This window comes from Streptomyces sp. NBC_00236 (genome assembly GCF_036195045.1).
Lineage (GTDB): Bacteria > Actinomycetota > Actinomycetes > Streptomycetales > Streptomycetaceae > Streptomyces.
In genome coordinates, this window is record NZ_CP108100.1 from 3,299,440 (window position 1) to 3,313,454 (window position 14,015).

Annotated in this window: 13 protein-coding genes; 4 read left to right on the forward strand and 9 right to left on the reverse strand. The window is 71.1% G+C overall.

All coding sequences use genetic code 11. The features are described from left to right. The first annotated feature begins 212 nt into the window (after positions 1 to 212). The 3 genes from OG446_RS14715 (at position 213) to OG446_RS14725 (ending at position 3,650) form a co-directional block, all read left to right on the forward strand. Complete coding sequence (locus OG446_RS14715) at positions 213 to 1,322, forward strand: DUF1996 domain-containing protein (protein ID WP_328894464.1); 1,110 nt, start codon at positions 213 to 215, stop codon at positions 1,320 to 1,322. Between the two features lie 104 nt (positions 1,323 to 1,426). Beyond that, a complete protein-coding gene (locus OG446_RS14720) occupies positions 1,427 to 3,184 on the forward strand; it encodes a discoidin domain-containing protein (RefSeq protein WP_328894465.1) in 1,758 nt (585 codons plus the stop codon). Between the two features lie 16 nt (positions 3,185 to 3,200). Further along, positions 3,201 to 3,650: a DoxX family protein gene (locus OG446_RS14725; protein WP_328894466.1), complete on the forward strand. Its 450-nt coding sequence runs from the start codon at positions 3,201 to 3,203 to the stop codon at positions 3,648 to 3,650. Positions 3,651 to 3,721: 71 nt separating this feature from the next. On the opposite strand, the gene OG446_RS14730 is transcribed toward OG446_RS14725, so the two are convergent. The 7 genes from OG446_RS14730 to OG446_RS14760 all read right to left on the reverse strand — a co-directional run bounded on the left by OG446_RS14730 (position 3,722) and on the right by OG446_RS14760 (position 10,198). Further along, entirely contained in the window at positions 3,722 to 4,675 is a 954-nt protein-coding gene (locus OG446_RS14730) for a hypothetical protein (RefSeq protein ID WP_328894467.1), read from the reverse strand. Further along, positions 4,672 to 5,235 (reverse strand): RNA polymerase sigma factor, encoded by a 564-nt coding sequence (locus tag OG446_RS14735; protein WP_328894468.1) that lies wholly within the window; start codon positions 5,233 to 5,235, stop codon positions 4,672 to 4,674. Before OG446_RS14735 ends, OG446_RS14730 begins: the two co-directional genes overlap by 4 nt. Positions 5,236 to 5,545: 310 nt before the next feature. After that, positions 5,546 to 6,337: an SDR family NAD(P)-dependent oxidoreductase gene (locus OG446_RS14740; RefSeq protein WP_328894469.1), complete on the reverse strand. Its 792-nt coding sequence runs from the start codon at positions 6,335 to 6,337 to the stop codon at positions 5,546 to 5,548. Further along, positions 6,334 to 7,494 carry a serine hydrolase domain-containing protein gene (locus OG446_RS14745; RefSeq protein ID WP_328898302.1) on the reverse strand — a complete coding sequence of 387 codons (1,161 nt, stop codon included), beginning with the start codon at positions 7,492 to 7,494 and terminating at the stop codon, positions 6,334 to 6,336. Before OG446_RS14745 ends, OG446_RS14740 begins: the two co-directional genes overlap by 4 nt. 100 nt (positions 7,495 to 7,594) lie before the next feature. After that, positions 7,595 to 8,374 carry an energy-coupling factor ABC transporter ATP-binding protein gene (locus tag OG446_RS14750; protein WP_328894470.1) on the reverse strand — a complete coding sequence of 260 codons (780 nt, stop codon included), beginning with the start codon at positions 8,372 to 8,374 and terminating at the stop codon, positions 7,595 to 7,597. Then, the gene (gene cbiQ / locus OG446_RS14755; RefSeq protein ID WP_328894471.1) at positions 8,371 to 9,132 is read right to left on the reverse strand and encodes a cobalt ECF transporter T component CbiQ; all 762 of its coding nucleotides are present in this window, start codon (positions 9,130 to 9,132) and stop codon (positions 8,371 to 8,373) included. The genes OG446_RS14750 and cbiQ overlap by 4 nt, the downstream gene beginning before the upstream one ends. A gap of 1 nt (position 9,133) precedes the next feature. Continuing rightward, positions 9,134 to 10,198, reverse strand: coding sequence for an energy-coupling factor ABC transporter permease (locus tag OG446_RS14760; RefSeq protein ID WP_328894472.1), 1,065 nt, complete (start codon positions 10,196 to 10,198; stop codon positions 9,134 to 9,136). A gap of 187 nt (positions 10,199 to 10,385) precedes the next feature. Here OG446_RS14760 and OG446_RS14765 point away from each other — a divergent pair, with 187 nt between their 5' ends. Further along, the gene (locus OG446_RS14765) at positions 10,386 to 10,754 is read left to right on the forward strand and encodes an SsgA family sporulation/cell division regulator (protein ID WP_328894473.1); all 369 of its coding nucleotides are present in this window, start codon (positions 10,386 to 10,388) and stop codon (positions 10,752 to 10,754) included. Positions 10,755 to 10,951: 197 nt separating this feature from the next. Here OG446_RS14765 and OG446_RS14770 read toward each other — a convergent pair whose 3' ends face one another. Together OG446_RS14770 and OG446_RS14775 are read right to left on the reverse strand one after the other, a co-directional pair. Then, positions 10,952 to 13,180 (reverse strand): MMPL family transporter, encoded by a 2,229-nt coding sequence (locus OG446_RS14770; protein ID WP_328894474.1) that lies wholly within the window; start codon positions 13,178 to 13,180, stop codon positions 10,952 to 10,954. Positions 13,181 to 13,310: 130 nt separating this feature from the next. Beyond that, positions 13,311 to 13,883 carry a TetR/AcrR family transcriptional regulator gene (locus tag OG446_RS14775; RefSeq protein ID WP_328894475.1) on the reverse strand — a complete coding sequence of 191 codons (573 nt, stop codon included), beginning with the start codon at positions 13,881 to 13,883 and terminating at the stop codon, positions 13,311 to 13,313. Positions 13,884 to 14,015 lie beyond the last annotated feature (132 nt).

The following is a 14,015-nucleotide window of genomic DNA, read 5'->3' on the forward strand; positions in this document are numbered from 1 at the left end:
CACGTACCGGCCGCCGGCCCACCGCGTTCCGGGCAACTCCCCGCAGGTCACCTGCCCTTCCCGTCGGCGCCCCGCCCAGGGCGGACAACTCCGGCCCGGGCGCCCGTCGTTCACCAACTATTGACACGCTCTTGTCAGGAGCGGAACACTCCGAGTTGGGAGAGCGCTCTCCCAACTCCATGCACACCCCCACGACGCAGCAGGAGGTCTCCATGCCCCGGAGGTCGAGAACCCTCACCGGACTGCTCTTGTTCACCTCGCTGACCCTGACCACGGCAGGGATCGCCGGTATCGCGGCGACAGCGAACGCCTCTCCCGAGACGCCGGCCGCGGCGGCGGGCGCGCACGCGGAACACGCCGCGTACTCCATGCCGGGCATGCCCGGCATGCCCGCGTCCACCCGGGCCTCCGGCGACGATCCGGACGGGGACGGCTACATCATGGCCGACCCGCCCGTCACCGGGGTCACCCCCTCGACGAAGGTCCCGCCGCCGGCGTACTTCCACGAGTTCCAGGCCAAGTGCGCCCCGACGCACACCGCCCCGGACGACCCGATCGTCTACCCGGGGCAGCCCGGAAAGTCCCACGACCACACGTTCATGGGCAACACCACCACGAACGCGAACACCACCACCGCCTCACTGGAGACGGGTGACACCACCTGTCTGGCACCCGGCGACAAGTCCGGTTACTGGATGCCGAGTCTGTTCGACGGGGACACGAAGATCCTCCCCGAAGGCGTCCAGACCATCTACTACAAGTCGGGCGTCACCGACTACACCAGCGTGCGGCCCTTCCCCCGGGGGCTGCGGTACGTCGTCGGCAGCCCGATGCAGACCCAGGAGGAGTTCAAGAACCTCAAGGGCACCGTCGAGGGCTGGGAGTGCGGCGACAGCTTCAAGAACTACGACTTCCCGGCGACCTGCCCCGACCGTCGGGACGTCCAGCTCAACCTGCGCCTCCAGGCCCCCAGTTGCTGGGACGGCATCCACCTGGACACGCCCGACCACAAGAGCCACATGGCGTATCCGGTGGCGGGGGGCGCCAACTACAACTCGTGCCCGGCCGACCACCCCGTCGCCCTGCCGATGATCGAGTTCAAGATGGCCTGGCCGGTCAACGGTGACATGTCGCAGGTGAGACTGGCGAGCGGCGCCGGATTCTCCTTCCACTACGACTTCATGAACGGCTGGGACGCCGCCACGCTCGACGCGATGGTCACCCACTGCGTCAAGGGCGGCCTGCAGTGCGACCCGCGCGGCTACGACGAGAACCACCCCGGCCAGGGTGCCGTGCTCGACCAGAACTACGAACTGCCGTAGTCCGTACACCCCCACCGGACGCGGGGCCCTTTTTTCGGGCCGTCCCGGAGAGCGCTCTCCAAGATCGCGCGCGTCACTCACCCCCCACCCGCAAGGAGCATGACATGCACCGTCCCCCCACCCGCAGGGTCAAACGCCTGGTGGCACCACTGGCGCCGGCAGCCCTGCTCGGCGGCGGTCTGCTCGCCGTCCAGGCACCCGCGGCCCAGGCGGCCGGCACCGTCGTGAAGGTCACCGGCTCGCAGGGCGCCTGGCAGCTGACCGTGGACGGTTCGCCGTACACGGTCAAGGGCCTCACCTGGGGTCCCTCGGTCGCCGACGCGCAGAAGTACCTGCCCGACGTGAAGTCCATGGGCGTCAACACCATCCGCACCTGGGGCACCGACGCCACCAGCAAACCGCTCTTCGACACGGCGGCGGCCAACGGCATCAAGGTGATCGCCGGCTTCTGGCTCCAGCCCGGCGGCGGCCCCGGCAGCGGTGGCTGCGTCGACTACCTGACGGACACGCAGTACAAGAACGACATGCTCGCCGAGTTCCCCCAGTGGGTCGACACCTACAAGGACAACCCCGGTGTACTCATGTGGAACGTCGGCAACGAGTCGACGCTCGGCCTCCAGAACTGTTACGGCGGCGACGAACTGGAGGCCCAGCGCAACGCGTACACCACCTTCGTCAACGACATCGCGAAGAAGATCCACGAGGTCGACCCCGACCACCCGGTGACCTCGACCGACGCCTGGACCGGCGCCTGGCCCTACTACAAGAAGAACGCCCCGGACCTCGACCTGTACGCGGTCAACGCCTACAACGCGGTCTGCGACATCAAGTCCGACTGGGAGCAGGGCGGTTACGACAAGCCCTACATCGTCACCGAGACGGGCCCGGCCGGTGAGTGGGAGGTCGACGACGACGCGAACGGCGTCCCGGCCGAGCCCACCGATGTGGCCAAGGGCGAGGGGTACGAGAAGGCGTGGGGCTGCGTCACCGGGCACACCGGGGTCGCGCTCGGCGCCACGATGTTCCACTACGGCGTCGAGAACGACTTCGGCGGCGTGTGGTTCAACCTGCTGCCCGGCGGCGAGAAGCGTCTTTCGTACTACGCCGTGAAGAAGGCGTACGGCGCCGACACCTCGGGCGACAACACCCCGCCGGTGATCACGGACATGGCGGTGGAGGGTGCCACCACCGGCGTCCCCACCGGCAGCGACATGAGGATCAGCACGCGCACCAGTGACCCGGACGGCGACGCGATCACCTACCAGGTCCTCTTCAGCAGCAACTACATCGACCAGAACAAGGCGCTGGTCCCCGCCGAGACCAAGGACAACGGTGACGGCACGCTGACCGCGAAGGCGCCGAGCAGGACCGGTGTCTACAAGGCCTATGTGAAGGCCACGGACGGCAAGGGCAACGTGGGCATCGAGACGAAGTCGGTCAAGGTGATCCCACCGAAGGTGGACGGGACGAACGTGTCCCAGGGCAAGGCGGCCACCGCGTCCACCTTCCAGACCGACCCGACGGGCGGCTGCCCGTGCGGTGCGGCCAACGCGGTGGACGGGAAGTTCGACACCCGCTGGGCCAGTGACTGGAGCGACCCGCAGTGGGTCCAGGTCGACCTCGGCGCCTCGACGACGTTCAAGCACGTCCAGCTCGCCTGGGACCCGGCGTTCGGCAAGGCGTACGACATCCAGACGTCCGAGGACGGTCAGAACTGGACGACGGTGAAGTCGGTGACCGACGGGAACGGCGACATCGACGACATCGACGTCAACGGCACCGGCCGCTACGTGCGGATCAACGGCACGGCCCGCGGCTCCGGTTACGGCTACTCGCTGTACGAGTTCGGCGTCTACAACTGACGGGAGGCGGACACTCATGAGGGTCACTCGCCTCGACCGGGCTCAGCCGTATGCGCTCAGCATGTTCCGGTTCGTCGTCGGGCTGCTCCTCACCTGCCACGGAGCCGCGTCGCTCTTCGGCGTGCTCGGCAGGCCGATGCTCTCCGCCGACAGCTGGCCGGGGTGGTACGCGGCCGTCACCAGGCCGGCCGGCGGCATCCTGGTGGCGCTCGGCCGCGGTACGAGAACGGCCGCGTTCCTGGGCTCCGGCTCCATGCCGTTCGCGTACTTCGATGTGCACCAGCAGGCAGGCCTGCTGCCGATGCAGAACGGCGGCGAGGCGGCGGTCCTCTTCTGCTGGACGCTGCTCCTGCTCGTGTTCACCGGTCCGGGCGTGCCGGCCGTGGACCGGCTGCCCCTCTTCCGCGGAGCCACCCGGGAGAGTACGCGGCCACAGCGGGAACAGCACCCGGGTGCGCCCGCCTGAGGGGACGGACGCGCCCACACCGACCGGCCTCCCGGGACTGCCCCCGGGGGGGCCGGCCGGCGTTCCGGGGATCAGTCCGTGGTCTTCGCCGGGCCCGCGTAGAGGTAGGTGGAGCGCTGGACGATGTGGCCGTCCTGGCCCCCCGGCATGGAGTTGACCTCAAGGAGCCGGCCGTCGGACGGCCTGACGATCCAGCTCGGGTTGTGGTCGCTGTGGGCGGGGTACTTCTCGGTCCACTTCCAGGAGATCTGGGTTCCGGTACGGCCGACCCCGTCCTTCACCCCTTCCGTCACCACGGCGCCCGGCGTGTCGGCGAGCACGCGGTACAGCGCCGCGCGCAGACGCGCTGAGACGGGGGCCTGGGTCAGCAGCACACCGGCCTGGCGGACGGTCTGCTCGGCGGCTGACCCCTTGGCGCCGGCCGCGAGGATGCCGCGCAGGGCGTCCGGTCGGGTGGGAAGGGTGTAGATGTCCTGCCAGGCCACCCGGCCGTCGCCCACCTGCCAGCTGAAGCCCTCGGGCACGGACTTGACGCTGGTCTGCTGGCCGGCGACCTTGATGACGGTCCTGGTGCGGCTCTGGTACACGTCCTCGGTGTGGCCCTTGCCGCCCTCCGTCCACCTCCGCACCCTCGTCTTCCAGTACGCATCGGTCAGCGTCTGCGCGTTGTACGCCTCGGTGAGGGTGGTGTGCTCGGCCATGCTCGTGAACACCTCGGACGCCGACGCGCCGGCCGCCGGTCCGCTGCCGCCCATGTCGATGACCGGGAGGACGGCGGCGCCCGCCGCGACGGCCGCGACCGCCGCGGCGAGGGCGAACACCCGGCCCCGGCCGAAGCGGGGCTCGACGGCGGCGGCCGGCAGGGCGTCCTGGGCGTCTGCGAGGTCCGCCTCGATGGCCCCCAGCACCAGGGAGCGGGCCCGGGCCTGGACGGCCGGGTCCAGGAGTTCGGTGCGGCCCGCGCGCTGCAGGGCGGCGGCACCGGGGAAGTCGAGAACGTCCGTCTGCTGGTCCTCGTGCGTCATGCGAAGTCTCCCGTCAGGGTCGTACGGGTGGTTCCGGAGAGCCCGTCGCGCAGCCGGGCGCGGGCCCGGTGCAGACGGGAACGGGCGGTGCCGGCGGGTATGCCGACGACGGCGGCGGCCTCCACGGGGGTCAGTTGCTCCCAGGCCACGAGCAGCAACAACTCGCGCTCGACCGCGGGGAGTCCGCCGATCTTCTCGCGCAGCTCCGGTCCGACAGTGGCGGCGTCCAGGCGCTGGTCGACGGCCTGCCACGGGTCCGCCGCCGTGGCGTCGGGGTGCTGCTGCTCGCGGGCGGCGGCGCGTGCCGCGGCCTGCCGGTGCCGGGACAGTACGTTCCTGGCGACCCCGAACAGCCAGCCCCTGGCTGAGCCGCGCGCGGCGTCGAACGTCTCACGGTGGGCGTACGCCTGGAGCCACACCTCGGAGAGCAGGTCGTCGGCGGCTGCCGGGGCGCGGCGCACGAGGTAACCGTGCAGGGCCGGGGAGTGCCGGGCGACCAGCGGCTCGAAGGCCGTCGGCTCGCGTGCGGAGCGAGCCAGCAGATCCTCGTCCGGGTCCATGAAGTCTCCTGTCCGAGTCCGCCGGGCGGCGGTCTCATCCCGTACTTGCACAAGGGCGGGGTGAGCGTTCGCGGTCGGGCCCCGGCGCGCGGCATCACCTCGCCCCCCCGGGTCGGGTCAGGGGACCACGGGCCGGGCGGGGCAGCCCCGGGGCGCACCCGGCCCGCCCCGGTCACCGGCGGACCCGAGCACGCGGCACCGCCCGCCCCCGAGTCGGATCAGGCACCACGGGCCGGGCCGGGCAGCCCCCGGGGCGCACCGGCCCGCCCCCGGGTCGGGCGCGCCCCCGCGACCCGGGCAGTCCGCTCGACTACTCGCTGAGCGCCTGTCGGAAGCCCGTGTTCACCGCGGTCAGCCCGCCGTCCACGCACAGCGTCGTGCCGGTGATCCACGCCGCGTCGGACGAGGCGAGGAAGGCGACGGCCGCCGCGATGTCCTCCGGTTCGCCGACCCGGCCGAGCGGGTAGAGGCCGCTCACCCGGGCCAGTTGGGCCTCACGGCCGGCCCAGCCACCGGTGCGGACCGTGCCGGGCGTGACCAGGTTGACCCGCACCCCGCGCGGCCCCGCGTGGCCGGCGAGGGTACGGGTGAGGCTCGCCAGGCCCGCCTTGGCGGCGCTGTAGGCGTGGTTACCGAAGTCCTGCACCCCGTTGACCGAGCCGATGCTCACGATCGCGCCCCGGCCGGAGGCGGCGAGATGCGGGAGTGCGGCACGCGAGCAGCGGTAGGCGCCGGAGAGCGTGACGTCCAGGTCGCGCTGCCAGACCTCGTCCGGCTCGTCCTCGAAGAGCGGGGCGTCCGGGGTGCACGCGTAGGCGTTGTTGACCAGCACGTCGAGCCCGCCGAACAGGGAGACGGCATGCTCCACCGCCGCCTCGACGGCCGCCCGGTCGGCGACGTCGCAGGTCAGTGGGTCGGCCGCGCCGCCGCTCTCCCGGATCTCCGACGCAATGGCCTGCGCCCGGTCGCCGTCGAGGTCGGTGACCAGGACCCGGGCGCCCTCGGCGGCCAGCCTGCGGGCGGTGGCGGCGCCGATGCCCTGGCCGGCGCCGGTGATGAGGACGCGGTGTCCGTGGAAGCGCGAAAGCGCGGCAGAAGTCATAGGGCCGAACGTAGTGCGCGCACCAGCGCCTGGGCACGGGGGTCGGCGGTGACTCCCTTCTGCAGACCGTTCGTCACATAGCCGAAGGCGATGCCGGATTCGGGGTCCGCGAACCCCAGCGAGCCGCCCCGGCCGGGGTGCCCGAAGGAGCCCGGGGCGAGCAGCGGGGCCGCCGGTCCGTGCAGCATGTAGCCGAGGCCGAAGCGGGTACCCACGACCAGGACCCGGTCCGGCCCCGCCGACTCCTCGGTACGGGCCAGGGTGAGGGTGGCCGGGGCGAACAGCCGGTGACCGTCGACCGGGCCGATCATCGCTGCGTAGCAGCGGGCCAGGCCGCGGGCGGTGGCGATGCCGTTGGACGCGGGGAGTTCGGCGGCCCGGTAGCCGGGGTCGTTCTCGTCGGGGAGCGGGTCGATGGCGCCGAACGCCCGGCGGGTCAGCGAGTCCGGGTCGCGGTAGGCGTCGACGACCGAGCGCTTGGGGCGCATCCGCAGCGCGCCCGTGCCGTCGCCCGCGGGCGGTTCGACCGGGCCGATCCGGCCCACCCGGTGTGCCTCGTCCGCCGGGATGCCGAACCAGAAGTCCAGGCCGAGCGGGCGGGCGATCTCCTCGGCGACCCAGCGGCCGACGGTCCGGCCGGTGACGCGCCGCACCAGTTCGCCGACGAGCCAGCTGTAGGTCTGGGCGTGGTAGCCGTGGTCGGTGCCGGGCTCCCACTCGGGGCGCTGCGCGGCGACCGCGCGCGGCCCGCTCACCCCGTCGGCCGCCTCGTCCGGTGTCAGGGGGTGGTCCAGCGCCGGGATTCCGGCCCGGTGGGCGAGGAGGTGGCGGACGAGGACGCGTTCCTTGCCGTTCGCCTTGAACTCCGGCCAGTACGTGCCGACCGGGGCGTGCAGGTCGATCTGGCCGCGCTGGTGCAGCAGCAACGGAACGGCGGCGGCGATGCCCTTGCCGGCCGAGCGGACGACCTGCACGGTGTCGACGGCCCACGGTTCGGCTCCGTCGACGTCTCTGGTGCCGGCCCACAGGTCGACGACCTTCTGCCCGTGCCGGTAGACGGTGACCGCTGCCCCGCGGTCGCCACGCTGTTCGAAGTTACGGATGAAAGCATCCCGGACCGGTTCGAATCCGGGCGCTGCCGTGCCCCGTACGTCCACGCCTGCTCCTGCGCTCCCGCTCATCCCCCCATGGTGCATTGCGCCGCAGGTCGGACGAGGGGCGGGTCACCCGATGTTCACCGTCACGGAACGCGAACCGTCACGGAACGCGAACCGTCACGGAACGCGGGTCGAACCCGAAAGGGAGCTCCAGCCGGTGCGCGCGCATCAGTTCCTCGTCGCACAGGAGGTCCTGGGTGCGGTCGTCGGCGGCGATGACGCCCTCGCTGAGGATGACAGCGCGGCCGCAGAGCTCCAGGGCGTACGGCAGGTCGTGCGTCACCATCAGCACGGTGACGTCCAAGGACCGCAGGATGTCGGCGAGTTCGCGGCGGGAGGCCGGGTCCAGGTTGGAGGAGGGTTCGTCCAGGACGAGGATCTCCGGGCGCATGGCGAGGACCGTGGCGACGGCGACGCGGCGGCGCTGGCCGAAGGAGAGGTGGTGCGGCGGCCGGCTCGCGTACTCCTCCATGCCGACCTGCTTCAGGGCTTCGGTGACGCGCTCCTCCAGTTCGGCGCCGCGCAGCCCGCCGGAGGCCGGTCCGAAGGCGACGTCCTCGCGGACGGTGGGCATGAAGAGCTGGTCGTCGGGGTCCTGGAAGACGATGCCGACGCGGCGGCGGATCTCGGCGAGGTTGCGCTTCTCCACGGGCAGTCCGGCGACGCGGACGGTGCCGGCGCCGGCGTCGAGGATGCCGTTGAGGTGGAGGACGAGGGTGGTCTTGCCGGCGCCGTTCGGGCCGAGCAGGGCGACGCGCTCACCGCGGGCGACGGTCAGGTCGACGCCGAAGAGCGCCTGGTGGCCGTCGGGGTAGGCGTAGGCGAGACCGCTGACCTCCAGGGAGGGCGGCGGTACGGGTGTGGCGGGGGACTGGCTCATGTGGTCCATCCCAGCAGACACACGACGAGGGCGAGCACCGGGAGTGCCGCGGCGTACGCCCACTGGGCGCGCGAGGCCGTCACCTCGTCGATGACGGGCATGGAACCGGTGTAGCCGCGGCTGACCATCGCGAGGTGGACGCGTTCGCCGCGCTCGTACGACCGGATGAACAGGGCGCCCGCCGACTTGCCGAGGACACCCCACTGCCGTATGCCGCGTGCCTCGAAACCGCGCGAGCGGCGGGCGATGGACATCCGGCGCATCTCGTCGGTGATCACATCGCCGTACCGGATCATGAAGGAGGCGATCTGGACGAGCAGCGGCGGCAGTCGCAGGCGCTGGAGGCCGAGCAGCAGCGAGCGCAGCTCGGTGGTGGAGGCGAGGAGCACGGAGGCGGCGACGCCGAGGGTGCCCTTGGCGAGGACGTTCCAGGCGCCCCAGAGTCCGGGGACGCTGACGGAGAGCCCGAGGACCTGTGTCTGCTCGCCGGGGACGACGAACGGCATGAGCAGGGCGAAGGCGACGAACGGCACCTCGATCAGCAGCCGCTTGAGGAGGAAGCCGGCCGGGATGCGCGCCACGGCGGCCGCGCCCGCGATCAGCAGTGCGTAGAGCCCGAAGGCCCACACCGCCTCTCGCGGGGTGGTGACGACGACCACGACGAAGGCGAAGACCGCGGCGAGCTTGCAGTGCGGCGGCAGGTCGTGGACCGGCGAGTGCCCGTGCCGGTAGAGCTTGTGGGCGTGACCCGCACCCATGTCAGACCTTCTCGTCGGTACGGGCGTCGCTGCCCGCGGGCTCGTCGTCCGCACGACGGCGGCGGCTGACCACGTAGAACGCACCGCTGCCGACGACGAGGGTGGCCCCGACGCCGATGATGCCGGCCAGTCCGCCGGAGAGCCGGGCGTCGGAGACGTCCTTGACTCCGTAGTCGGCGAGCGGGGAGTCCTTGGCGGCGTGGTCCTTGGCCTCCTTGTCGATGCCCTGGTCGGTGGCCACCTTCTCCAGGCCGTCCGGGTTGGCGGAGGCGTAGAAGGAGACGAAGCCGGCCAGGACGAGCGCGGTGACCAGGCCGGTGATCCACAGCCCCTTGGTCGGCCGGTGAGCCGGGGCGGGCGTGGGCGCGGGAGCGGGGGCGTCGACGAGTTCGCCGTCGATGCGGAGCTTGAGCGGGGCCGTGAGGCCGCGTGCGCCGTGGACCAGGTCGGGGCGGACGGCGATGACGGCGCCGACGGTCAGCGCGGTGATCGCGGCCTCACCGAGGCCGATCAGGACGTGGACCCCGACCATCGCGGTGAAGACCTTGCCGATCGGGATGTCGGTGGTTCCGCCGATCCAGTACATCAGCGTGAAAGCCGCGGCCGCGGCCGGTACGGAGACCAGCGCGGCGACGAAGGACGCGGCGGTCATGGAGCGGCGGGTGCGCGGCAGCACACCGACGAGACCGCGGAACAGCGCGTACGCGACGACGGTGGTCACGACGCCCATGTCGAGGATGTTCACACCGAGCGCGGTGAGCCCGCCGTCGGCGAAGAGGATGCCCTGCATCAGCAGGACGACGGATATGCAGAGCACTCCGGTGTACGGCCCGACCAGGATCGCGGCCAGCGCCCCGCCGAGCAGGTGGCCGCTGGTGCCGGCCGCGACGGGGAAGTTCAGCATCTGCACGGCGAAGATGAAGGCGGCGACCAGCCCGGCCAGCGGCGCGGTGCGCTCGTTCAGTTCACGCCTGGCCCCCTTCAGGCTCACGGCCACCGCACCGGCGGCCACGACTCCGGCGACGGCGGACACGGGGGCGTTGATGAATCCGTCGGGTACATGCATGGGGGAGGCTCCGCTTCCTGCGTTCCTGCATTGCTGCGCGGGGTCGTGAACCTCTCAATGATAGAGCCTTGTTGCGAACCGTTCGCAAGAGCGGGGTCGTCACAACTGCCCGGAGTCCTCACAGTGCTTTTTTAGGAAAATATGGGACATTGGAGGACGAAGACGTATACACAGGAGGAGCCGGCCCATGTCCCCCGTGATCAAAGAACATGCCCGAGCCCGGCTCGTCACCGACGCCCGCGATCTGCCCGTGGTGCCCGTGGAGCTGCGTTACGACACCGCCACCGCCGACGCCCCCGACATGATCCAGGTCGCCTTCCCCGGCGGCGCGCAGTGGGCCGTCCCGCGCGATCTGCTGGAGCGCGGGCTGCGCGCCCCCGTCGCACACGACAGCCTCCGGATCTGGCCCTGCGGCCGGGCCCAGCTGGTCGTCGAGCGCCACACCGCGGACGGCGTCGAGGTGGTGCAGTTCGACTGCGCGCCGCTGATCCGTTTTCTGCGGCGCACCCACAGCCGGACGATGACCGAGGCCAGGCCCGAGGCCACGCCCGCCTGATCCACGACGGCATGAACGAGAGCCGCCCTGCGGACGGCATGACGAGAGCCCCCGTGCACGTGCGCACGGGGGCTCTCGTCGCCCCGGTCCCCCGTCCCCACAGGTAACCGGCGCTTTCCGGGGCCGCGCTCCGCTCATACGCGGCCCCGGAGGTCAGCGGCTCGTCGAGCAGCCCGAGGGTCGGCTCACCGACCGGCTCAGACCCGGGTCAGCTCACGCGCGTCCCCGGCGTCCGGACCGGCGTCCCCCGCGCCACCGGCGGCCAGCTCCTTGCGCAGGCCCTCACCCTCGACGTCCACGTTGGGCAGCACCCGGTCCAGCCAGCGCGGCAGCCACCAGGCGCGCTTCCCGAGCAGGGCGAGGACCGCGGGCACGATGGCCATGCGGACGACGAACGCGTCGAAGAAGACGGCGATGGCGAGCGAGAAGCCGATCATCTTGATCATCGACTCGCTGGAGCCGATGAATCCGGAGAAGACCGCGATCATGATCACGGCCGCGGCCGAGACGACCCGGGCCCCGTGCTTGAAGCCCGTGACGACGGCCTGGCCGGGCTTCTCGCCGTGGACGTACGCCTCACGCATCCGGGTGACGAGGAAGACCTCGTAGTCCATCGCGAGACCGAAGACCACACCCACCATGAAGATCGGCATCATCGACATGATCGGACCGGTCTGCTCCACCCCGAAGAGCGAGCCGAGCCAGCCCCACTGGAAGACCGCGACGACCGCGCCCAGGGCCGCGACGACCGAGAGCAGGAAGCCGAGTGCCGCCTTCAGCGGCACCAGGATCGACCGGAAGACCACCATCAGCAGCAGGAAGGCGAGGCCGACGACGAGCGCCAGGTACGGAAGCAGCGCGTCGTTCATCTTCTCCGAGAAGTCGATGTTCATCGCGGTGGAGCCGGTGACCAGAACCTCGGCGCCGGTGTCGGACTTGATGTCCGTGCCCGCGTCGCGGATCGCGTGGACCACGTTCTCCGTCTCGACGGAACTCGGCCGGTCCTTCGGGACGACCGTGATCATCGCGGCGTCGCCGGCCTTGTTGAAGGTGGCCGGGCTGACGGCGACGACACCGGGCATGCCCGAGATCTCGTCGGTGACCTGCTTGGCGGCGGTCTTGCCGTCGGAGCTGGCCGCCGTGTCGACGACGACCATCAGCGGCCCGTTGAAGCCGGGGCCGAAGCCCTCGGAGAGCAGGTCGTAGGCGCGGCGCTGCGTGGTGCTGGTGGGCTGGGAGCCGTCGTCCGGCAGGCCCATCTCCAGCGACGCGGCCGGTACGGCGATGGTGCCCAGGCCGATGACACCGACCAGCAGCACCCACACGGGCTTGCGGAGCACGAACCGCGCCCAGCGGGTGCCCATGTTCGGCTTGGCCTCGGGCCGGTTCTCGTCCGCGGCGGCCTTGCGGGCCTTGCGGCCCATGATCCGCTTGCCCACGAACCCGAGCATGGCCGGGACGAGGGTGAGCGCGATGAGGACGGCGATCGCGACCGTGCCGGCCGCGGCGAAGCCCATCTTCGACAGCATCGGGATGTTGACGACCGCGAGGCCGACCAGGGCGATGACGACGGTGAGCCCGGCGAAGACGACCGCGGAACCGGCCGTGCCGACCGCACGGCCCGCCGCCTCCTCGCGCTCCCGGCCCTCGGCCAGTTCGGCGCGGTAGCGGGAGACGATGAAGAGCGCGTAGTCGATGCCGACCGCGAGGCCGATCATCATCGCGAGGGTGGAGGTGGTCGAGCCCAGGTCCAGCACATTGGCCAGCGCGGTGATCGACGAGACGCCGATCCCGACCCCGATCAGGGCGGTGAGCAGGGGCAGCCCCGCCGCGATCAGCGAGCCGAAGGTGATGACGAGCACCACCGCGGCCAGCGCGATCCCGATGATCTCGGTGGCTCCGGTCTCCGGCATCACCTGGAGCGCGTCACCGCCGATCTCCACGGTCATCCCGCTCTTCTGCGCCGCCGTCCCCGAGTCCTCCAGGGACTCCCGGGTCGCGTCGGTCAGCTCCATCGAGTTGACCTTGTAGGTCACCGATACGTACGCGGTCGAACCGTCCTTGGAGACGGCGTTCCCGGTGTACGGGTCGACGACCGAGGCGATCTGGTCCGAGCCGGACTTCAGCTCGCCGGTGATCTTGTTGACGTCGGCCTTGTGGGCCGGGTCCGTCATCTTCTCGCCCTCGGGCGCCTTGAAGACGATGCGCGCGGTCGCGCCGTCGGCGCTGGCCGCGGGGAATCGCTGTTCCAGCAGGTCGAAGGCCTTCTGCGCCTCCGTACCCGGGATCGAGAAGGAGCTGGAGGTGGCGGTGGACGCGGTGGCCGCGCCGAATCCGGCGAGCGCCAGCAGTGCCACCCAGATCAGGGCGACATAGCGGCGGCGCCGGAAGGCGAGCCGTCCGAGCTTGTAGAGGAATGTGGCCACGGAGGCGTACTCCCGGTCAGGTCGAGTGGAAATGGGCGTGAGGAACCAGCCCGACGACGAGAGCGGCGTGTCAGGTGGGGCTTGGGGAGAGGGCCGTACGGGTGCCGTGGGGACGGCGCGGGGACGGCTGTCAGACTCCGAGAGCGGGGAGGATCACGGAGTCGACGTAGTCGGAGAGGAACGCCTGGTCCACCGGGCGGTCCTCAACGAGCTGCCGGGCGGCGAACGCGCCGATCAGCATGTGCGGTACGTACTTCAGCGCCGGATTGTCCGGACGCAGTTCACCCCGGTCCACGGCCCGCCGCAGCAGCGTGTCGAGACCGGTCATCTCCGGCTCGATCAGCAGCTCGCGCAGGGCCTGCAGAAGATCGGGGTTCTCATGGACGGCATGGCTCAGGCCCCGCATCAGCGCGGAGTCCTTCTCCATCTGGCAGTCGTCACTACGGCCCAGGACGGCATGGAAGTCACCGCGCAGCGAGCCGGTGTCGACATCGCCGAGGGAAACGGGCTTGTTGTGCCGCATGGCCGTGACGACGAGCTCGGGCTTGCTCCCCCACTGGCGGTAGAGGGTGGCCTTGCTGGAACGGGTACGCGCGGCGACGGCGTCCATCGTGAGGGCGTCGTAGCCGACCTCGCGGAGCAGGTCGAGCACGGCGGCGTACAGCTCGCTCTCACGCTCGGGCGTGAGCCGTGTGCGTGCCATGGTCGACCTCCTGTTCCCTGAGCTCGGTAATGCGTACGTCAGTCGCTTCGCACATCAGTCAATCGAACGAAACTGTTTCGTACACCTCGACGGTACCCCGCACCCCCAGCGAAACGAAATCGTTTCGCTTGT

Bases quoted from the DNA above. Each gene is read 5' to 3' on its own strand.
- cbiQ (WP_328894471.1), bottom strand. From the start codon at position 9,132: ATGGGTGCGGGTCACGCCCACAAGCTCTACCGGCACGGGCACTCGCCG.
- OG446_RS14730 (WP_328894467.1), bottom strand. From the start codon at position 4,675: ATGACGCACGAGGACCAGCAGACGGACGTTCTCGACTTCCCCGGTGCC.
- OG446_RS14765 (WP_328894473.1), top strand. From the start codon at position 10,386: ATGTCCCCCGTGATCAAAGAACATGCCCGAGCCCGGCTCGTCACCGAC.
- OG446_RS14720 (WP_328894465.1), top strand. From the start codon at position 1,427: ATGCACCGTCCCCCCACCCGCAGGGTCAAACGCCTGGTGGCACCACTG.
- OG446_RS14740 (WP_328894469.1), bottom strand. From the start codon at position 6,337: ATGACTTCTGCCGCGCTTTCGCGCTTCCACGGACACCGCGTCCTCATC.
- OG446_RS14775 (WP_328894475.1), bottom strand. From the start codon at position 13,883: ATGGCACGCACACGGCTCACGCCCGAGCGTGAGAGCGAGCTGTACGCC.
- OG446_RS14750 (WP_328894470.1), bottom strand. From the start codon at position 8,374: ATGAGCCAGTCCCCCGCCACACCCGTACCGCCGCCCTCCCTGGAGGTC.
- OG446_RS14760 (WP_328894472.1), bottom strand. From the start codon at position 10,198: ATGCATGTACCCGACGGATTCATCAACGCCCCCGTGTCCGCCGTCGCC.
- OG446_RS14725 (WP_328894466.1), top strand. From the start codon at position 3,201: ATGAGGGTCACTCGCCTCGACCGGGCTCAGCCGTATGCGCTCAGCATG.
- OG446_RS14735 (WP_328894468.1), bottom strand. From the start codon at position 5,235: ATGGACCCGGACGAGGATCTGCTGGCTCGCTCCGCACGCGAGCCGACG.
- OG446_RS14715 (WP_328894464.1), top strand. From the start codon at position 213: ATGCCCCGGAGGTCGAGAACCCTCACCGGACTGCTCTTGTTCACCTCG.